Raw genomic sequence first — 20,641 nt, forward strand, 5'->3', positions numbered from 1 at the left:
AGGTGACAGATGAAGGTTTATTTATTAGAAAGATACTCGTCGATACCCTTAGCTGCAGCTTTACCTGCACCCATTGCGAGAATAACAGTAGCAGCTCCGGTAACAGCATCTCCACCTGCAAAGACACCGTCCTTAGAGGTCTTACCGTTCTCCTCATCGGCAACGATACATCTTCTTCTGTTTACCTCAAGACCATCTGTAGTACTTGAAATAAGCGGATTAGGACTTGTTCCGAGAGACATAATAACTGCATCACATTCAATCTCGAACTCTGATCCGGGAACTTCAACAGGGCTTCTTCTGCCGCTCTCGTCAGGCTCACCAAGCTCCATCCTAATGCATCTACAGCCTCTTACCCAGCCATCCTCATTCTCAAGGATTTCAACAGGATTGCAAAGAAGATCAAAAATGATTCCTTCCTGTTTAGCATGCTCAACTTCTTCTTTTCTTGCAGGAAGTTCTTCTTCACTACGTCTGTAAACAATATGAACCTCAGCTCCGAGACGAAGTGCTGTTCTGGCTGCATCCATCGCAACGTTACCGCCACCTACAACTACACATTTCTTAGGTCTCATAATAGGAGTTGTGCTATCCTCTGAAAATGCCTTCATCAGATTGCTTCTTGTGAGGAATTCATTAGCTGAGAATACACCAAGAGCCTGCTCTCCGGGAATGTTCATGAATCTCGGAAGTCCTGCACCTGAACCGATAAATACAGCTTCAAAGCCCTCGTTTTTCATAAGAGAATCAATTGTAACAGATTTTCCAATTACAACGTCCTTCTCAATTTTAACTCCGAGTGACTCAACATTTTCAATTTCCTTTTTAACAACCGCATCCTTAGGAAGACGGAATTCAGGAATACCATAAACAAGCACGCCGCCTGCCTCATGAAGTGCCTCAAAAATAGTTACGTCATAACCCATTCTTGCAAGATCACCTGCACAAGTAAGACCTGCAGGACCTGAACCTATAATAGCAACCTTCTTCCCCTTCTTTTCCTTAGCACCCTGAGGTTTAATTCCTCTTTCTCTTGCTGTATCAGCAACAAATCTCTCAAGCTTACCAATAGAAACAGCCTCGCCTTTAATACCGCGAACGCATTTTCCTTCACACTGGCTCTCCTGCGGGCAAACACGGCCACATACTGCAGGAAGTGCACTGGATTCGCTGATAGTCTGATAAGCCTTCTCAACATCTCCTTCCTTAAGCTCCTGAATGAACTTAGGAATATTAATAGAAACGGGACATCCCTGAACACACTGAGGATTAGGGCAGTTAAGACATCTTGTTGCCTCGTCTACTGCTTCCTGTTCGTTGTATCCCAAGCATACTTCTTCAAAATTGGTAGCGCGAACCTTCGCATCCTGCTCGCGAACCGGAACTCTCGTCCAAACATCTTGTGCCATTTTTATCTCCAATCTGTAATAATTCCGAGTTTTGACTCTGAAAAATCTCCTACTTTAGTTGCAGTGGCCGCATCCGCCATGATGAGTATCGCCTTCCTGCTCTTTAAGTGCAAGACGACCTTCCTCTGTCTGATAAAGTCTCATACGTTTCATGGCCTGATCAAAATCAACCTCATGTCCATCAAACTCAGGACCGTCAACGCAGGCAAACTTAACCTTGCCACCAACTGTAAGACGACAAGCACCACACATTCCGGTACCGTCAACCATGATAGTATTCATGCTGACAATTGTAGGAATGCCCAGTTCCTTTGTGAGTTTACATACAAACTTCATCATGATCATGGGGCCGATTGCTACACAATGATCATAGCGTTTTCCTTCATCATAGAGATCCTGAAGGCACTTTGTAACCATACCCTCTCTGCCATATGAACCATCATCAGTTGTAACATAAAGGTTACATACGCTCTTAAATCTCTCCTCAAGAATTACAAGATCCTTGTTCTTTGCACCGATAATAACGTCACAATCAACGCCGTGCTCCTTAAGCCATTTAGCCTGAGGATAAACAGGTGCAGTACCAACACCACCTGCTATAAATACAATCTTCTTTTTCTTTAGTTCTTCCAAATCTTCACTGCAAAGATCTGAAGCATTTCCAAGCGGTCCTACCACATCGGCAAGTGTATCTCCTGCCTTCTTGCGGCAAATTTTACGTGATTCAGCACCAAGTGCCTGAACAACAAGCTCTACAGTTCCTTTTTCTCTGTCATAGTCGCAGATAGTAAGCGGAATACGCTCTCCATCCTCTTCAGCACGAACAATAAGGAATTGTCCGGGCAAACATGTGCCGGCTACGCGGGGAGCTTCTACGATAAGCTGATGTATATTCGCAGCTAGCTCATTAGCCTCTAAAATTTTGAACATTGCTCTCCTCCTGAATATAATTTCTCAAAAATCTATATGATAAAAATAATAATAGATACAAAAGCCATTTTCAAGCTTTAATATATTAAAGTGTTAAATTGTTATTATCTGTTTGAAATTGTAATAAGTGTATAGTTGCCACTTGAGTCATAACCAAGTCTGTTTACTTTACCGTCATGCTTATTTACGGCGTACAAAAGACCTGTATCAGCAGTATGTCCGTCATTAAATACATGTGTCTCGGTAAACATGTAATAATCTCCGGAGCCGGCTATTTCAATGTCTCCGCTGTATACATAGTCATAATGGCCTTCTTCACCTCTTACGGATCCGTTCATATCTAGAAGAATATCAAGCTTAAGCAATATCTTTATAATGCTTTCTCTTGCCTGATCTACAGAAACCATTGTTGTATATGCCAGATGATAGTTCTTTTCAACAATATCGCTGTAATTTTCCTCGTCATCGACAGTTACGAACTTAAAGGTTGAGTTACCAACAGGCATCGAGATGGGTGATAAATACTCAGTGGATTTAATAGTAGGGTCACTTCCATCGGTTGTATAGAAAATCCTACACCCCGGATCACAAACGGCAACTATCATCGTAGCTGAAGAATACTCACCGCTGTCTTCCATAATAACCGGTTCGGCAGGGCCAAAATTCTGAAGCACATAATCCGCACTTACTACATCACTCTTTAAACCGTATTTATTTATCAGTACTGCTTTTACACTGTAACTGCCTTCTTCCTCAAATACCAGTTCATCTTTGTATAATATGCCTGTATCATCAGGAATTGCCCCGTTAATCGTATAATATATATCACCATCCGAAGAATGTGTTATTTGTACATTAACAGGTTCCTCATATATTCCTTCTGCAGGATAAATCCTGGGTGCCTCAGGAAGATACTTACCATACTTTTCCTTAGCCGAATTAAGTGATGTATTTAATAAAAGTTCATGTATTGTGTCATAATCACTTATTGATTCATAATAAGCAATCATCTGATCCAAAGCAGTAAGAGCTGTATCTTCGCCATATACTGAAGGGTCTGAAAGAACCGATATAGTGGCTACTGCCTCCTCCGTTTTTCCTGCTTCCATCTGATACTCATACTTTTTGAGCAAAAGCTCTGTCTGCTCATTTATGTCATCTTCGGAAGTACCTTCAATCGCTTTGTCGATTGTTTCTATTGCATCATCAAGCTTTCCGGCCACATATAAATTCTCAGCCTGCTCTTCGTAGCTTTCAGGACTTTTTTGGCCGTCAAACATAAACATAAGAACAACAACAAAAGCTATTATCAGTCCCACAGCTGTTATGGCAGGAATTACAAACGGCTTAAGTTCACTCTTATTTGCCTTGTTCCCGGGAAGTCTTTTTGTATAAAAAATACTATCATCCTTTAAATCGTCAGCAACACCGGAAAGAGATTCATTTATTCTGTTTTCAATTTCTGGATCGAACTCCGGAACAAAGTTTATTTCTTTACCACAAGCCTCACAATAAAGATGCCCTTCCGGAATTTCCTCTCCACAATTAGGACATTTCATATACTATTATTCTCCGGCTTTTCGAAGTGCTGATTCAAGACAGTTGTTCATGAGCATTGCAATGGTCATAGGTCCGACTCCACCCGGAACAGGAGTGATAGCACTACATTTTGGAGCGACATTTTCATAATCAACATCGCCACAAAGCTTACCTGTATCTGCATTTCTGTTTATGCCGACATCAATAATAACAGCACCTTCCTTAACGTAATCTTCTGTAATCATTTTAGGCTTGCCTACAGCTGCTATCAGAATATCTGCTCTCTTACAAACGGACTTTAAGTCGGCTGTTCTTGAATGAGCAACAGTTACAGTAGCATTTTCCCTTAACATCAGAAGAGCCATAGGCTTTCCAACGATATTGCTACGACCGACAATTACACATTCCTTTCCGCTTATTTCGATATCCGATCTCTTGAGAAGCTGAATAATACCGGCAGGAGTACAGGATACAAATCCTTTTTCACCGATGCAAAGTGCGCCAACATTCATTGGATGAAAACCATCTACATCCTTTAAAGGTGAAATCGCATCTATTACAGTCTTCTCATCAATATGCTCAGGCACCGGCATCTGGACAAGAATACCATGTACGCTATCGTCTTTATTTAACTTATCTATAAGAGCAAGCAATTCATCCTGTGTAGTTTCTTCAGGTAACTCATAGGATAAGGATTTAAAGCCAACATATTCGCATGCTTTTTTCTTGTTTCTTACATATACCTGTGATGCAGGATCAGAACCTACAAGAATTACAGCCAGGCATACTTCTGTTCCTGTCTTTTCCTTCAGTTGTGTTGTCTTTTGCTTAACTTCGTCCTTAACCTGCTGTGAAATAACCTTACCGTCTATTATTTTCATAATATGCTCCCGTTTAGAATAATCCAATTATATTACCGTTATCATCTACATCAATGCTAAAAGCTGCAGGCTTCTTGGGGAGCCCAGGCATAGTCATAATATTACCTGTAAGCGCAACGATAAATCCTGCTCCGGCAGAAACATACACATCCCTTACTGTAATGTCAAATCCTGACGGTCTCCCAAGAAGAGACGGGTCATCGGAAAGTGAATACTGTGTTTTTGCCATACATACAGGAAGCTTTCCATATCCCATGTCCACAATTTTCTGCAGTTGTTTCTTTGCAGCAGGTGCATATACAACCCCATCTGCCCCATAAATCTTCTTCGCAACAGTCTCGATTTTTTCTTCAGGTGAAAGATCATCTGCATAAATCGGAGCATAATTTGAAGGTTTACTTTCAAGAGTATTGATTACTGCCTTTGCCAGCGCTTCTCCGCCTTTTCCGCCATGCTCCCATACTTCGGAAATTGCAAAGTCGCAGCCTCTCTTTTCACAAAATTCCTTTACAAAAGCAATTTCTGCCTCAGTATCTGTGAGAAAGCTGTTAAGCGTAACAACAACAGGAACCCCATATTGCTGAAGGTTTTCAATGTGCTTCTCAAGATTTACGATACCTTTTTTAAGAGCATCAAGATTTTCTTCAGAAAGCTTATCCTTAGGAATCAGTCCATTATATTTAAGAGCTCTGATTGTAGCAACAAGTACTACTGCATCAGGCTTAAGTCCATGCATTCTGCACTTGATATCAAGGAACTTCTCAGCACCAAGGTCAGCACCGAATCCTGCTTCTGTGATTGTGATATCCGACATATGAAGAGCTGCATTTGTTGCCCTTATTGAATTACAGCCATGTGCAATATTGGCAAAAGGACCACCGTGTACAAGTACAGGTGTATGTTCAAGTGTCTGAACAAGATTGGGTTTCATTGCATCCTTAAGAAGTGCTGCCATAGCTCCCACAGCATTCAGATCTCCTGCTGTTACAGGCTCTCCCTGATAATTGTATGCAACAACAATCCTTGAAAGTCTCTCCTTCAAGTCTTTCATATCCTTGGCAAGGCATAGAATAGCCATAACCTCAGTTGCTACGGTTATTACAAAATGATCCTCTCTTACAACTCCGTCCATTTTGTTGCCAAGACCAACTACAATATTCCTGAGGACTCTGTCATTCATATCCTCGCAGCGTTTAAAGACAATTTGTCTGGTATCTATGGCAAGTTCATTACCCTGCTGTATATGATTATCAAGAAGTGCTGCAAGAAGATTGTTAGCAGATGTAATAGCATGAAAATCACCTGTAAAATGAAGGTTCATCTCATCCATAGGCACAACCTGCGCATATCCGCCACCTGCCGCTCCTCCTTTTATTCCGAAGCAGGGACCAAGTGAAGGCTCACGGAGAGCTATAACTGTCTTTTTACCAAGACGTGCAAGTGCATCTCCAAGTCCAACGCTTGTAGTTGTTTTACCTTCTCCTGCGGGAGTAGGATTTATAGCAGTCACGAGGACAAGTTTACCTGTTTTATTGCTGCTTATTTTCTGCAAATACTCTTCTGAAAGTTTAGCCTTATGTTTGCCGTAAAGTTCAAGGTCATCTTCAGTAATGCCAATACTTTCAGCAACCTTTTTAATCGGCCAAAGCTCTGCCTCTCTTGCAATCTCGATATCTGATTTTACTGCCATAGTCATTTCCTCCCCGAAAATAATGAAGTGCTGGTCTTTCTTTACATACATTGCATTTTATTTATGAAGCATTATCTATCATTTGTTCGAATTCCTCTTTGGTCATGAGGATTCTTCTTGGCTTTGTTCCTTCTTCAGGACCTACAACTCCGGCATCACTTAGCTGATCCATAATTCGTGCAGCCCTGTTAAATCCGATCTTATATAATCTCTGCAGCATTCCTATAGAAGCTTTTTCTTTTTCAATTATGGCTGCTCCTGCCTGTGCAAAGAGCGGATCCACATCGGAACCGTTATCTGCAGCATCACCTGCTGATGCATTAGCTGAAGATGATTTTGAGGAAACTTCCATACTTGATATTTCTTCAGAGACATTGTCACCATAATTGGTCTCAACACCCTGATCTTTAACAAAGTCAGTAACAGCCTGAACCTCATCATCCGAAACAAAGCAGCCCTGAACTCTGGCAGGCTTGTTGTAGCCTCTCGGGAAAAAGAGCATATCACCTTTGCCAATAAGTTTTTCAGCCCCATAGCTGTCAAGAATGGTTCTTGAATCAACACCACTGGAAACCGCAAAGGCAATTCTGCTCGGGATATTTGCCTTGATCAGACCTGTAATAACATCTACTGAAGGTCTCTGAGTTGCAATAATAAGGTAGATTCCCGCAGCTCTTGCCAGCTGTGTAAGTCTTACAATGGAATCCTCGACCTCATTCTTAAACTGCATCATAAGATCTGCAAGCTCATCGACAATAACCACAATCTCGGGCATCTTCTGCATGGATTCATCATCAGAATGCTCGCACATTGCATTGTAACCCTTCAAATCCCTAACCTTCGCATTTGCAAATTTCTTATATCTGGTCGTCATCTCTGCAACAGCCCAGTTAAGAGCAGCTGCAGCCTTCTTGGGATCAGTAACAACAGGTATAAGCAGATGAGGTATTCCATTATATACAGAAAGCTCAACAATCTTAGGATCAATCATAATAAGGCGTACATCTTCAGGTGAAGCCTTGTAGATAATACTCATTATTATGGTATTAATGCATACGGATTTACCCGAACCTGTAGCACCTGCGATAAGAAGATGCGGCATTTTGGCAATATCAGTCACTACCAGCTTGCCTGCTATATCCTTTCCGATAGCAACCGAAAGCTTCGATTTGGATTTCTGGAATTCTTCACTCTCAATAAGATCTCTTAATGCGACCATTGAATTCTCTTTATTTGGAACTTCTATTCCCACTGCTGATTTTCCGGGAATAGGAGCCTCTATTCTAATATCAGTCGCAGCCAGATGCATCTTAATATCGTCTGCCAGATCTACTATCTTCCTAACCTTAACACCAGCCTCAGGCTGAAGTTCATATCGCGTTACGGAAGGCCCCTGACTTATATCTGTCACAGTTGCATTTACATGAAACATTGAAAGCGTATCCTGAAGAGTCATTGCAGTCTCCTTCAGATGCTTTGCTGAATCTCCTTTTCCCTTTGTACCTTTCTTCAAAAGCTTAAAAGGAGGATATTCATATTCCATTACAGGGCGTTTCTCTATCTGCTGTTGCTGCTCAACTCTCTTGGCAGCTTCTTCCTTATTCTTTGTGCTTGTAATATAGTCTGTGCTGTGAATTGCATATTCACCATTATAATCAGGTGCGAGCGTCTCGGAATGAATCGGAATATTGTTTACATTTTCAGGCTTTTCTTCACGCAGCTTAGCAACCGGCCTGTAATTTTTTACCGCATTTAATGCTTCTAAAGCAGCACTCTCATCGTATTCCTCTTCATCCGGTTCTTCAGCTATATCTATTGTATGATGGTCACTAACAGGTTCCTCCTTTGGTGGAGTTTTTATAACAAACTGACCATCAGGTTGTTCCTTTGTTGTAAGGCTTGGCTTGAATCTGATTTCGTGAATATCATCATGAATTTCCTCTTCCGGAATAAAGATATTCTGTTCTACAGGTTCATCAGACTCTTCTTCCTCCGGCACGTCAATTCCATGAATTTTAAATTCCTGTATTTTGGCACTTCTTATATCCTCGGACTCTTCAACATCATCCTCTTCGTAGATATCATCGTCATCATCAATATCAAGAAGAGTATTCATACTTACACCGGATACTTTCCTATCCATGCGAAGAATCTTAGCATCTTCTTTTTGTTCAAGAAGCAGCTGTTCTTCCTCTTCCTGCTGAAGTCGTCTCTCTTCTCTGAGTCTTGCACGCTCATCCATACGGTCTTTATAATAGAGAGCTTCCTCTCTGGTTCTCTCTAATACCTGCTTACCGCCACGCTTTACATTGTGCAGCATTGTTTTCTGTGTAAAAAGAGATACACCTATAAAGCCTGCAACAAGCATTAGTATGATAGTTCCGGCAAGTGATAAATTGCGATATGCAAAATAAGCTATGCTACCGCCGATGACCCCACCGCCATTCTGTTCCTTTACAGCAGCACCATATATCTCTGCAGCACTATATGAATTCATTGACTGAATTCTGACACAGATAAGTTCAAAAAACATACCAAAGACCAGGAGTATCAGTAGTCCTGAAAAAATCTTTCTAAGAGCCGCAGGACTTGGTCCGTTTGATAATAAAAGCGCGCCTATTCCAAAGCCTACAATAGGCATAATATATGCAGTTATACCGAAAATACCAAACATAATACCGCTTAAAGCATTTCCGAAGCTTCCGCATATTCCAAAATTACATAAAAATAAAAAGACCGTCAAAGCTGCGAATACAATAAGCATAATCTCGCTTTTTACAGCATAATCCAATGGTTCTTCTTTATATCGTGCCCTGGATTTGGTATTCGCTGCTGTCCGTCTCTTTCCTTTGTTAGTCTGTCTGCTCGCACTGGAGCGTTTTTTTGTATTACTTGTAGCCATAATCACCCATTACTTTTTTCAAATCTTTTCCCCTGTATGTGCCAACTGTTACTAAGCACATACACAAAACAGTATACCATTTTTATACTCTTTGTGCTATACTTAACACGCTCAGCGGTAACGTATTTCTTTTATTTCAATTATTATTGGAGGAAATTCACATATGGAATTCAGACAGGAACTTGATACCGGTCTGCTTAAACAGATTGGTAATATCGAAAACGAACTTAAAATCAAGGAAGTTGCTTCAAAATGCAGACTGCTCAAGACTGAAAACGGTATTAAGGTCGAGCTTTCCTATACAGGACCAAATGCCAGCAGATATCTTCAGTATGTTGAGAAGCATCGTGAGGAGCTTACAAATTATCTGCTTCATCCCGATGATGCTGATCTTTATGAATGGATGGAGACAAGCCATCAGACTCCTATTACACTTAAGAAACACGAAAAAGAAAAGCTCATCATTTACGTAAACTTTGATCCTGAAACAATGGTTATTCTCACAGGTATCGCAGATGAGAATGTAACAATGAAGCTCGGTTCTCCTCTTATGGATCTTTGCATAAAAGATATGTCCAGAAGGGCATTCAAGCTCGCAATATTTGAGATGCTTCTTCTTGCAGATCAGATTGCCATAGCTATGGGAAATGTAGAACTTAGAAAAATGGCAAATATTCAGATGGTAAAGACTTATCTTGCAGAAATTTATGATAAGTTCCATGAAGGTCCTATTATCGATTGATAAAATTATCATTGTCTACCAAAAAAACAGACAGCAAAGAATGTGTCAGCATTCTTAACTGTCTGTTTTTTTCATTTCAATATTCTTTTAAAGAAGAACTCTTCCGCAGTAACACACATCATTGTTTCATTGTAGTATTCCTTTAGCATAGCATTAAATAAATGCTCATTTCTATGATGGAATTTGAGACCGCTTCTTTCGATAACACTCTTCGACTTTTCGTTTCCGTCAAAATATCCGCACCATATCCTGCTAAGTCCCACTTCGACAAAGCTGTATCTTACAAGTTCAGATAAGGCTTCTGTAGCGTAGCCATTTCCCCAGTAATTTTTACCTAACCAATATCCGATTTCAGCCTCATCTTCTCTGGCAATGCCTCTTTTAGGTGAAGCACCTACACGAACGCCAATACTTCCTATGGGAATTTCCTGATCACCCTTTAGTGTTATGGCATACTCACCATCATCCATTAGAATTGATCTTATTATTGCTTTTGAATACCCCGGGTCCTTATGAGGCAACCATCCTGCACCTCTGCCTATATCAGGATCGCTCGCAAGCTTATATAAAATTTCAGCGTCCTGTTCCTTCCATTTACGAAGGACAAGACGCTCTGTTTTTAAAGTACCAATCAAAATCAGATATTCTCCTTTGCTACAAACAAAGTTCCTACATGCTTTTTATTGATAATGTCATATAAAGAATCTGTATTCTTACCATTGGTTATGAGAACATCGACACCTTTGGAGGTAGCAAGCTCAGCTGCCTGAAGCTTAGTAACCATTCCTCCTGTTCCTCTGTTTGATCCGCTTCCTTCACCCTCGGCAAGAGCATATATTTCATCATTGATATCCTCAACTCTGCTGATGAGCTTTGCATCAGGATTGGTTGCAGGGTTTTTATCATAAAAACCATCGATATCTGAAAGAATAATCAGCTTACATGCACCGCAGAATACTGCAACTATTGCAGAAAGCATATCATTATCGGAGAAAAGCTTCTGATCAGATTCAATCTCGGCATGGCTGACTGAGTCATTCTCATTAACAATAGGGATGATATGATTTTCCAGAAGCGCATCAAAAGTATTCTTAAGATTCTCTCTTCTGGCAGGATTCTCTATATCATTATTATCAAGAAGAATCTGACCCACAAGTCTGCCATATTCGCCAAAGAGCTTATCATATAAATGCATCAGCTCACTCTGGCCTACAGAAGCAGCAGCCTGCTTAAGCCTCAGGCTTTTGGGCTTCTGTCCAAGTCTCATCTTGTTAGCTCCGACTGCTATTGCGCCTGAACTAACAAGAACAACGTCATAACCTAAGTTTTCAATTCCTGCAAGAGCTCTGCACAGAAGATCAATCTGATGAATATTAATTCCACCGTTTTCATTAGTTATGGTAGAAGTTCCTACCTTTACAACTATGCGCTCTTTTCTGATTTTTTTCGGACTCATAATAATACCACGTAATTAGTTATCTGCGTTTACAATTCTGTTAAAATAGTAATCAACACTTCCTGTTGATCCATTCTTAAGATATTTATAATTTACACGAATGATAGTTGTAGCATACATACTCTCTTCTTTAGTGTCATGCTCATTTGTATCAATAACCTGTCTCTCACTGCTCAAAATAACCTTTTTATTATTCTTTGCTGTCTCCCAGTACAAAACAGGCTCAGTATCTTTGCCGTTGCTGACATTTTTATACTTGCCAACCTGGATAGATTCAAGAGAATAATTATCACTCATAGTAACCTTGATCTTACCCTTGCTCAAATCTGTTACATAATTTTGGGAACCAAGACCATACTTTGTTGAGAGCTCCTGATTACCGAATGTAGCTTTTGCAATAGGCGAAATCGCATTAATATAGGCAAAATAATTTTCACCATTTACAGTAAACTTAAACTTGAAAAGTTTCTTAGGTGCTGTCTTTGTATAGAAAGAGAATCTGTAAATAATCTTATCAGTGTTTGAATCATACTCAACTCTCGAAAGCTTGTACTTAAGTTTCTTAGCACATTTGATGTTCTTTATTTTAGCATCTGCATCACTAACTGTAATCGAGAGTACATTCTTGGCATAAGAACCGGGAGTAATAGTAACGATCTTGTTACCTGTCTCCTTATATACAATCTTGCCCTTTTTGCCAATGGCCTGTGTTGTCTCGTCTATTTCAACCTTTGTAGCTGCCTTAACCGGAATAGTATTTGCAGGAACTGCACTTACAATGAATGCAGCAGCAAGAGCTGATGCGAGAACTTTCTTTAAAATATTAATCCCCATTTTCTTCATACTTTCCTCCTTAAACACACACATATTTTGTGTCTTCATCCATTCTAACCACAAGAACATGTAAATGCAAGTTAAATTGAGACATTTCTAAAAAATGTCCAACAAAAAACGCCGAACTATATATAGTTCAGCGCTCTCTATTATGTGATGGATTAGGCGGGAGTCGAACCCGCGTCCAAAAATCCGTCCCCTGTCCTTCTACTGTCATAGCCTGCTATTGTGGCAAAGCCGATTCCCTCTCATAACCGGAAGCATGCGCCCTAATATGAGAAGTAGCCCCTTATACGACCATAGCTACGGAGCAATCACCATGTCGTTTCCTGCAAAGTCGACGCAGAGCATTAAGTGTGCAGGTGCACTTAAGTCTACGCGTTGCCGTTAGGCAGCGAGTGCTAAATTATCTTCAGCGTTTATATTTAGTTTGAGGTTTAACGCACCATCCTGCGGACAGCTTCTCCAGCTTCAGAATCCCTGTCGAAACCTTTACTAACCCGTGTTTACCTAGTATATTATGTTTTTTCGGTAAAATCAACTAAACCTGTAGTTAATTTTACCGAAGGCTTACCTTATAATCTCTCATCGCCTCTCTCTGCTGATCTCTTTTAGCAGTAGATTCTCTCTTATCATAAAGCTTTTTACCTTTTGCAAGGCCTATCTGAACCTTTACCCTGCCGTGCTTAAAGTATACCTCAAGTGGCACAAGCGTGTACCCTTGAGCCTGTGAAGCCTGATCAAGCTTTCGTATTTCTGTTTTATGAAGAAGAAGTTTACGGACACGCAGTGGATCTTTGTTGAAAATATTTCCCTTTTCATAAGGGCTTATATTCATTCCGCAAATAAAAGCTTCCCCTTTATCAATACTCACCCAGGCTTCCTTAATACTACATTTACCCTGCCTTAGTGATTTAACTTCCGTACCTGCAAGAGAAATACCTGCTTCATACTTTTCCTCTATGAAATAATCATGGAAGGCTTTCTTATTGTTAGCTATTAATTTTATGCTTTCGTCAGCCATGACTTTAACACCTCATTTTCTCAAGTTTTCTATACCTTTTATATCATTATGGCATATTTATTTATGAAATCCCATAAACCGCAGGTTAAGTTTTATTTCTTTTTCCTGCCCTTTTTCTGACTGTTTCTGGCTGCTTTAGAAGTAGCGGACTTCTTATACTTGTGTACCTTATACACCTTTCTGCCGCTTTCCTCCGTAGACTCTCCGGCTTTATTTTTCCTACCTTTATTCTTCTTTTTCAGAGCTTTAATTTCCTTAAGAATTTCCTTTTCCTTGCTTAATTTCTTTGAGTCCTTTTTATGCTTTTTCTCTTTCTTCTCTTTTTTACTTTCTGAAGAAAAATCATCATCCAAAGACTCTAATGAAAGCTTTGAAATCTTTGCAGCTCTTAATTTAGCAGGTGTTTTCCTTTCAGCCTTTAAAGCCTTATGTCCTTTCTTTGAAGAATTCTTACTGTCATGCTTTGGACCTTTCTTCCCTTTTATCAGCTTCAGATGTCCTTCTGCATCCTCTTCGTAATAATCTTCTTCATAAGAATCATCACCAATAAAGTCATTATCCGTATCCTCAAAATCCTCTGTCACAATTCTGAAATCAATTGTTCTGCTCAATCTGTCAGTATCGTGAACTCTTACTTTTACATTCTGCCCCAAGCAGTATACATTACCTGTACGCTCTCCGACAAGTCTGTAATTTTCTTCATCATAAATATAAAAATCATCATCCATTGTTGCAGCAGGAACCATGCCTTCACATGTATTGGGAAGTTCCACAAACATTCCCCATCCTGTTACACCGGAAACAACTCCTTCAAACACCTCTCCGAGGTGTGCTTCCATATATTGAGCCTTTTTAAGCTTATCCGTCTCTCTTTCAGCCTCTTCAGCACGTCGTTCCGTCTCTGAGGAATGCTTTGCAACTTCTTCAAGTATCTCATTATAATGCTTTATTTTTTCTTCATTTATCCTGCCACGCAGATAGTCCTTAATAATCCTGTGTATCTGAAGGTCCGGATATCTTCTGATAGGCGATGTAAAATGGCAGTAATACTTGCAGGCAAGGCCGTAATGTCCCAGACATTCCGTACTGTATTTTGCCTGCATCATGCTTCTTAGAGCTATTCTGCTGATTACAGCTTCTTCTTCAGTTCCTTCGATTTTTTCAAGGAGCTTTTGGATTTCAGCAGGTCTTATCTCATCAGCTTTTGTATTTAACCGTAGCCCAAGTCTGGAAATAAAAGCATTAAGATTAGCTATTTTATCCATATCGGGCTGCTCATGAATTCGATAAACAAAAGGCGCCTGCATCCAGAAAAAATGCTCAGCAACGGTTTCATTTGCAGCCAGCATGAAGCTTTCTATCATCGTAGTTGCCGTATTGGCTGTTCTTAACCTGATATCCAGTGGATTACCGTCTCTGTCGAGAATAATCTTTGCTTCAGGAAAATCAAAGTCAATGGCACCTCGCTTTTTTCTTTTTAATTTCAAAATCTCAGAAAGCTCAGCCATCTCCTTAAACATTGGTACAAGCTCTTTATAACGCTTTATCTCTTCGGGATCCTCATCTTCCAAAATCGCTGCAACAGAGGTGTAAGTCATCCTTTCATTAACATTAATGACCGTCTCGGCTATCTGATGTGATAAAACTGCACCATTCGAATCTATTTCCATGAGGCAGCTAAGCGCAAGCCTGTCCTCACCATGATTAAGAGAGCATATACCATTACTCAGTTTATGTGGCAGCATAGGAATAACCCTGTCAACCAAATACACACTGGTGCCACGCTTTAACGCCTCCCTGTCCAGTGCACTGCCTTCCTGCACATAGTTTGTTACATCAGCTATATGTACGCCCAGGTGATATATACCATTTTCTACTGATAGAGAAACAGCATCATCCAGATCCTTGGCATCCTCACCATCAATGGTAACCATTGTCACGTTTCTGAGATCCAATCTTCCCTGGTAATCGCCTTCAATCAGATGATCCTTACATTTTTCTGCCTGATTCATGACTTTCTCAGGAAAAGCATTCGGCAGATCATACCCTTCTACTATTGATAAAATATCTACTCCGGGATCATTAATATTTCCGATAATATCCGTAATCTTTCCTTCAGGCTTTCTATCCTTTTTGGGATCTCCATAAAAAGTAATGGAAACAACAACCTTATCTCCAGAAACAGCACCCTTTGTATGTTCTTTTAGTACAAAAATATCTTGTGTGAATTTAAGGTTATCCGGAATAACAAAACCAAAAGTATGGCCGTCCTGATAAGTGCCGACAACTCTGTCTATAGCTCTTACAAGGATATTTACAACACGGCCTTCATCCCTCATACCGCCATTTTCATTCTTGTCGGAAGTAATATTCACTTCAACTGTATCGCCCTGAAAAGCTCCACCGGTATATTCTTCGGGAATAAAAATGTCCTCATCCCTGCCTTCTACTTCTACAAATCCAAAGCCTCTCTGATTTGAAATGAAGGTACCAGTTATATTCTGTTTTTTTGTTACTATTTTCTTTTTACTCATATATCATTTCCTTCATAATTCAAATATACCTGAAAAGTCACCGGATATATAAATTATACCAAAAATGAGCGCAAAAAAGGCACTCACAAAAGAGTGCCTTTCAAGGTGCGATCAAAATTTAGAATACAGTCATATTAAGTACTACACTGAGAATAATGAAAAGTACTGACAAAACTACTGTAACCTTCTTAAGAACTCCCTCTCTGGAACGTCCCTTAATCTTGCCCCAGTAGGTAGTCTCTGCAAATCCCTGAATAGCACCAAGTCCCTGTGTCTTACCTTCCTGAGCAAGAACAAGAGTAACAAGTGCAACACAATCAATAATAAAAATAATTGCCAAAACAATTTTCAATGCTGCCACGAAAAAATCCCTCCTAAAAATTTCACAAATACTTGATAAAGATAACACAAATATTTATAAAAATCAACAAGCATCGCATCCTTATTTCTTAATAAGCAGTGATTTTCCTGTCATCTCTGCAGGCTGTTCATATCCCATGCACTCAATAAGTGTGGGAATGATATCTGCAAGGCATCCGCCCTCACGAAGTGTGTATGCAGGATCATAGTTTACAAGAATGAACGGAACAGGGTTTGTTGTGTGAGCTGTGAAGGGCTCTCCTGTCTCATAATCAATCATCATATCTGCATTACCGTGATCTGCGCAGATAAACATTGTACCATTCTTAGCCTTAACAGCTTCCACAATCTTACCAACGCATGTATCAACAGTCTCTACAGCCTTTACAGCTGCATCGATAACACCTGTATGGCCTACCATGTCAGGATTAGCGAAGTTTGTAACTACAACATCGTACTTATCGGAATTAATTGCTTCAAGAACTCTGTCGCATACTTCGGGAGCACTCATCTGAGGCTTAAGGTCGTATGTGGGAACATCCTTGGGTGAATTAACAAGAATTCTGTCCTCACCCACGTTAGGCTCCTCAACACCGCCATTGAAGAAGAATGTAACATGTGCATACTTCTCTGTCTCAGCGATACGAGCCTGCTTCATACCCTTTGCTGCAAGCCATTCACCGAATGTATTGTTGAGAAGAACCTTTTTGAAAGCAATCTCCTTGTTAGGAATAAGCGGATCATAATCTGTGAAGCATACATATGTAGTCTTGATACGTGCGCCTCTGTCAAACTTGTCAAAATCATCATCACAGAAGCAATGAGTAATTTCTCTTGCTCTGTCAGGGCGGAAATTGAAGAAGATGATTGAATCATTATCCTGAATAGTAGCTGTAGGAGCACCATCCTTCATAATAACTGTAGGAATAACGAACTCATCTGTCTTACCATCCTTGTATGTCTGTACCATGCACTCATGAGCGCTGTCAGCCTTATTGCCCTCACCCTTTGTCATGGCATCATAAGCAACCTTAACACGGTCATAGTTGTTATCTCTGTCCATTGCATAATATCTGCCTGAGATAGTTGCAACAGCACCTACGCCGAGCTCCTTCATCTTATCCTCAAGCTGCTGAACAAAATCTATACCTGATTCCGGAGGTGTATCACGTCCGTCAAGGAAGCAGTGAACATAAACCTTAGAAAGTCCGTTTCTCTTTGCGAGCTCAAGAAGTCCGTAAATATGTGTAATATGACTATGTACGCCACCATCACTTACAAGACCATACATATGAAGAGCTGAATCATTCTTCTTGCAGTTGTCGATAGCAGCCATAAGACCTTCGTTTGTAAAGAAATCGCCATCTTCGATTGACTTTGTGATTCTTGTAAGCTCCTGATAAACGATGCGTCCTGCACCCATATTCATATGACCTACCTCGGAGTTACCCATCTGGCCGTCAGGAAGACCTACAGCAAGACCGCTTGCATTACCTCTGACATAAGGATATTCCTTCATAAGTCCGTCAAGAACCGGTGTATTAGCCATAGCAATGGCGTTCCCTTTCGGATTATCGTTAATTCCGAATCCATCCATAATAAGTAAAACTGTTGGTTTAGAACCCTGCATATTTTATGCCTCCATTTTATATTTAATAATGCTTTGTTACATGAACTAAGCTATTTATCGGTTTCCACACAGTAGTATACCCATAAATCGCTTGTTTTTCAAATAAAGTTTTTCACTCTTAAAAAGTTCTGGTCCTTCTGTCTTTTCCGGATTTTTTATAATATTCCGATTTATCCTCATACATTCTATTGTCAGCCAGCTTTTCAAGCTCGAGAACATCAGCTTCAGGATAATCTCTATGCGCAGCATAGCCTATTGATAAAGATAATTCCTCCACCAGATTTCCATGCCATTTAGCAGCGTTTTCTCTTATCTTAAAGAGAATTTCTTTCGGTGACTCATAGTGAATGACCGCAACAAATTCATCTCCACCTGTCCTGTAAACTTTTCCGACATTGCATACAGCCCATAATATCGAATCTGCCGCACCTTTTATTAGTTCATCTCCTGCCTGATGCCCCTTAAGATCATTGATTTCCTTCAGTCCGTTTACATCTATTGAAATAATTACAAAATCGTCTTCAATTCTTTCAGTCTTGTATATACGAATGTCATTGTGATAACTTCTTCTGTTATAAAGACTTGTAAGCTCATCAGTTGTGGAAATGCGCACCAGATATTCTTCTCTTCTTTTGGCATCATCAATTGTCTGCGTTGTATATATAACTCTTTGAGGCGGAATATCAGGATTATCCTCAAGAGCAATATACTGTGCCCTGAACCACCCGGTATCAACATTTATAAATTCTTCATAGATGCTCCTTTTTCCCAATAATCTGTCTCTTATAGTTGTGATATCGGTAAATGCCGTAAAAGCATCATACTGTTCAGGAATAACATGCTTTCTTATGCTGTGATTCATTTTTGTATGAGCATGCCCCTCTATGGAATACTCCGATGAATCTGTATCACTTAATGATTTTTCTTTCATTGTGTCAAAATCAATCAGATTAACCGTATCATATATCCTTGCCATTGATTCCTGTATCTTCAGCTGGTTTTCAAGCTGAACCTGATTATTCCTGATGGTAATATTTTCATCAAATATATGCTCAAGATATCTGATGATGTATTTACAAATGACCAGACCGGCTACAGTCATTATAAAAGTCTCTATGGTATAACCACCTATTATTTTTAAGAAATAGCTTTTTGTGTCCGTATAATCAGAGCGCATAGCTATATAATATGGCGCAGTCAAATAAATGGAAATCGCCATGAAGCAATAGTTTATTATTATTGCAGCCAGGTATATTCGTATATTGCAGAACAAAATACTCAGCAGTGGAACAAAAAAACAGGTAATCTGAATATCTATTCTGGAATAATTCATTTGAACAAGTAAAATATCCAGTGCTAAAAGAATGAAAAAGCTGGTATAAATAGAATCAGGCCAAATATCAAGAAGCTTGGTATGAACAGCTGCCAAAACCAAGGTAACAAGAAAAATAACAAAACAAGTACTATATGTTGCTTCAGGAAAAGACCCGAAAAAGATTCCGATAGCAATAGAAGGTGCAGTAAACAGACATATCCACATAAGCTTATTCAATGTTTTGTTTATTGCTTTCCGATTGCTTGCTAAATAATCATTGTACTTCGTATTATTGGTCATACATATCTACCCATGTATTACGGCCGTTAGTTTCACTTCTTAATACATTTTACTATGTTAATTCAGGTAAAAATATAAAACAAACATAAAATATATTCATACAATAATTATCTATTGAGTTCATTTATTTTTTCAGTAAAACTGTTAAGCATATTTTGCAGTGATTGCTTTTCGTCATCGCTTAATTGTTTTTTTGTATTGTTTATAACATTATATTCAATAACCTTTATCAGTTGAGCCTCCGAGCCATTTGCTATCTCGTTGTCTTTATCAAGAATATGCCGGATTGACAGAATCGCTGTAATAAGCATAATGCCCTGTTTATCCATAGCAATATCATCCGCATTGACCATTACATTATTAGCCGCATTTAAAATGCAATCCTTAGTCAGTGCCAAAATATCTGCACTGAAAACATCTTCATCATCAAACAATATTGTCCGGCAGGAAAACATCAATAAATCAAAATTTGAATTTTCCGCTTTTTTTGCATATTCGTTAAATACATTCTCAGTAAATATTTGCCTGCCAAGCTCATTTACCAGCATTTTATATTTCTTCTGCCTGCTCATCTTCTGAGGCATCCCCGCCATCATTGAATGGTCATAAGCATTTTTTATTTCCACATCTGTTTTAGATAACTCAGTGAAGGCCCAAAACATTGCCACCTTTGCATCATCTTCAAGTAATCTCATATCCACTTTGGAAACCATCAGAAAATGTGCTGCGTCAAGACCTGCATGTATACAATCTCTGGCAAAAATAGGATCAAGTACATCATATACTCTGGATACCACGCACATAAGCGCAGCAAAAAGTGAGGTATCATAAATATCCCCGTTAAAGCTTCCGTCTTCATCCTGCTTTTCATAAAGACTCTCAATTACAGGACTGGTTGCTTCAACAAGAGTTCTGTAATATGCTTCATCAAACTGCATATCACTATTGTTTTGTATTATTTCATGTTCATATAGTCTGTAAGCAGTAGCTATAACATTTTCATTATTATCTATTTCCGAAATTCTCTTATTAAATACCTTTTCAATTGTTTTGTAATCCATTTACCGCCTCTTTCTTTTCATAAGTAACAAGCAA

General features: G+C 39.5%; 16 protein-coding genes and 1 other RNA gene. 1 reads left to right on the forward strand and 16 read right to left on the reverse strand.

Annotated elements, in window-relative coordinates; genetic code table 11:
- Positions 1 to 17: 17 nt before the first annotated feature.
- From gltA to G602_RS0118290, 6 genes are all read right to left on the reverse strand, one after another.
- The gene (gene gltA / locus G602_RS0118265) at positions 18 to 1,409 is read right to left on the reverse strand and encodes an NADPH-dependent glutamate synthase (RefSeq protein ID WP_026660256.1); all 1,392 of its coding nucleotides are present in this window, start codon (positions 1,407 to 1,409) and stop codon (positions 18 to 20) included.
- A 54-nt stretch (positions 1,410 to 1,463) separates the two neighbouring features.
- On the reverse strand, positions 1,464 to 2,339 hold the full coding sequence (locus tag G602_RS0118270; RefSeq protein ID WP_026660257.1) for a sulfide/dihydroorotate dehydrogenase-like FAD/NAD-binding protein: 876 nt from the start codon (positions 2,337 to 2,339) through the stop codon (positions 1,464 to 1,466).
- A 104-nt stretch (positions 2,340 to 2,443) separates the two neighbouring features.
- Positions 2,444 to 3,898 (reverse strand): chitobiase/beta-hexosaminidase C-terminal domain-containing protein, encoded by a 1,455-nt coding sequence (locus tag G602_RS0118275; protein WP_026660259.1) that lies wholly within the window; start codon positions 3,896 to 3,898, stop codon positions 2,444 to 2,446.
- Positions 3,899 to 3,904: 6 nt separating this feature from the next.
- On the reverse strand, positions 3,905 to 4,762 hold the full coding sequence (gene folD / locus G602_RS0118280) for a bifunctional methylenetetrahydrofolate dehydrogenase/methenyltetrahydrofolate cyclohydrolase FolD (RefSeq protein WP_026660260.1): 858 nt from the start codon (positions 4,760 to 4,762) through the stop codon (positions 3,905 to 3,907).
- A 10-nt stretch (positions 4,763 to 4,772) separates the two neighbouring features.
- A complete protein-coding gene (locus tag G602_RS0118285) occupies positions 4,773 to 6,449 on the reverse strand; it encodes a formate--tetrahydrofolate ligase (protein WP_026660261.1) in 1,677 nt (558 codons plus the stop codon).
- A 61-nt stretch (positions 6,450 to 6,510) separates the two neighbouring features.
- On the reverse strand, positions 6,511 to 9,351 hold the full coding sequence (locus G602_RS0118290; RefSeq protein WP_026660262.1) for an FtsK/SpoIIIE family DNA translocase: 2,841 nt from the start codon (positions 9,349 to 9,351) through the stop codon (positions 6,511 to 6,513).
- A gap of 163 nt (positions 9,352 to 9,514) precedes the next feature.
- Between G602_RS0118290 and G602_RS0118295 the strand changes: the two genes are divergently transcribed.
- Entirely contained in the window at positions 9,515 to 10,093 is a 579-nt protein-coding gene (locus tag G602_RS0118295; RefSeq protein WP_026660263.1) for a hypothetical protein, read from the forward strand.
- 71 nt (positions 10,094 to 10,164) lie between these two features.
- Here the strand turns inward: G602_RS0118295 and G602_RS0118300 are convergent, their stop codons facing one another.
- The 10 genes from G602_RS0118300 to G602_RS0118340 form a co-directional block, all read right to left on the reverse strand.
- Entirely contained in the window at positions 10,165 to 10,728 is a 564-nt protein-coding gene (locus G602_RS0118300) for a GNAT family N-acetyltransferase (RefSeq protein ID WP_196808721.1), read from the reverse strand.
- Between the two features lie 2 nt (positions 10,729 to 10,730).
- On the reverse strand, positions 10,731 to 11,549 hold the full coding sequence (proB, locus tag G602_RS0118305) for a glutamate 5-kinase (protein WP_044932730.1): 819 nt from the start codon (positions 11,547 to 11,549) through the stop codon (positions 10,731 to 10,733).
- 15 nt (positions 11,550 to 11,564) lie between these two features.
- Complete coding sequence (locus G602_RS0118310) at positions 11,565 to 12,392, reverse strand: hypothetical protein (RefSeq protein WP_026660267.1); 828 nt, start codon at positions 12,390 to 12,392, stop codon at positions 11,565 to 11,567.
- Positions 12,393 to 12,537: 145 nt separating this feature from the next.
- Positions 12,538 to 12,885: a transfer-messenger RNA gene (gene ssrA / locus G602_RS29980) on the reverse strand.
- 57 nt (positions 12,886 to 12,942) lie between these two features.
- Positions 12,943 to 13,407: an SsrA-binding protein SmpB gene (smpB, locus tag G602_RS0118315; RefSeq protein WP_026660268.1), complete on the reverse strand. Its 465-nt coding sequence runs from the start codon at positions 13,405 to 13,407 to the stop codon at positions 12,943 to 12,945.
- Positions 13,408 to 13,499: 92 nt separating this feature from the next.
- Positions 13,500 to 15,941 carry a ribonuclease R gene (gene rnr, locus G602_RS27425; RefSeq protein WP_049945325.1) on the reverse strand — a complete coding sequence of 814 codons (2,442 nt, stop codon included), beginning with the start codon at positions 15,939 to 15,941 and terminating at the stop codon, positions 13,500 to 13,502.
- A gap of 118 nt (positions 15,942 to 16,059) precedes the next feature.
- Positions 16,060 to 16,302: a preprotein translocase subunit SecG gene (secG, locus tag G602_RS0118325; protein WP_026660269.1), complete on the reverse strand. Its 243-nt coding sequence runs from the start codon at positions 16,300 to 16,302 to the stop codon at positions 16,060 to 16,062.
- An 81-nt stretch (positions 16,303 to 16,383) separates the two neighbouring features.
- Entirely contained in the window at positions 16,384 to 17,931 is a 1,548-nt protein-coding gene (gene gpmI / locus G602_RS0118330; RefSeq protein ID WP_026660270.1) for a 2,3-bisphosphoglycerate-independent phosphoglycerate mutase, read from the reverse strand.
- Positions 17,932 to 18,049: 118 nt separating this feature from the next.
- Positions 18,050 to 19,546, reverse strand: a complete 1,497-nt coding sequence (locus tag G602_RS29275) for a GGDEF domain-containing protein (RefSeq protein ID WP_026660271.1) — start codon at positions 19,544 to 19,546, stop codon at positions 18,050 to 18,052.
- A 107-nt stretch (positions 19,547 to 19,653) separates the two neighbouring features.
- The gene (locus tag G602_RS0118340; protein ID WP_026660272.1) at positions 19,654 to 20,607 is read right to left on the reverse strand and encodes a hypothetical protein; all 954 of its coding nucleotides are present in this window, start codon (positions 20,605 to 20,607) and stop codon (positions 19,654 to 19,656) included.
- Positions 20,608 to 20,641: the final 34 nt, after the last annotated feature.

The organism is Butyrivibrio sp. AC2005 (genome assembly GCF_000424145.1).
In the GTDB taxonomy this organism is placed as follows: Bacteria; Bacillota; Clostridia; order Lachnospirales; family Lachnospiraceae; genus Butyrivibrio.

What these genes read in the sequence shown, in the direction of transcription:
- rnr (WP_049945325.1), bottom strand. Translation starts at nt 15,941, where the DNA reads ATGAGTAAAAAGAAAATAGTAACAAAAAAACAGAATATAACTGGTACC.
- proB (WP_044932730.1), bottom strand. Translation starts at nt 11,549, where the DNA reads ATGAGTCCGAAAAAAATCAGAAAAGAGCGCATAGTTGTAAAGGTAGGA.
- G602_RS0118275 (WP_026660259.1), bottom strand. Translation starts at nt 3,898, where the DNA reads ATGAAATGTCCTAATTGTGGAGAGGAAATTCCGGAAGGGCATCTTTAT.
- G602_RS0118290 (WP_026660262.1), bottom strand. Translation starts at nt 9,351, where the DNA reads ATGGCTACAAGTAATACAAAAAAACGCTCCAGTGCGAGCAGACAGACT.
- G602_RS29275 (WP_026660271.1), bottom strand. Translation starts at nt 19,546, where the DNA reads ATGACCAATAATACGAAGTACAATGATTATTTAGCAAGCAATCGGAAA.
- smpB (WP_026660268.1), bottom strand. Translation starts at nt 13,407, where the DNA reads ATGGCTGACGAAAGCATAAAATTAATAGCTAACAATAAGAAAGCCTTC.
- G602_RS0118270 (WP_026660257.1), bottom strand. Translation starts at nt 2,339, where the DNA reads ATGTTCAAAATTTTAGAGGCTAATGAGCTAGCTGCGAATATACATCAG.
- gpmI (WP_026660270.1), bottom strand. Translation starts at nt 17,931, where the DNA reads ATGCAGGGTTCTAAACCAACAGTTTTACTTATTATGGATGGATTCGGA.
- G602_RS0118295 (WP_026660263.1), top strand. Translation starts at nt 9,515, where the DNA reads ATGGAATTCAGACAGGAACTTGATACCGGTCTGCTTAAACAGATTGGT.
- G602_RS0118340 (WP_026660272.1), bottom strand. Translation starts at nt 20,607, where the DNA reads ATGGATTACAAAACAATTGAAAAGGTATTTAATAAGAGAATTTCGGAA.
- G602_RS0118310 (WP_026660267.1), bottom strand. Translation starts at nt 12,392, where the DNA reads ATGAAGAAAATGGGGATTAATATTTTAAAGAAAGTTCTCGCATCAGCT.
- gltA (WP_026660256.1), bottom strand. Translation starts at nt 1,409, where the DNA reads ATGGCACAAGATGTTTGGACGAGAGTTCCGGTTCGCGAGCAGGATGCG.
- G602_RS0118285 (WP_026660261.1), bottom strand. Translation starts at nt 6,449, where the DNA reads ATGGCAGTAAAATCAGATATCGAGATTGCAAGAGAGGCAGAGCTTTGG.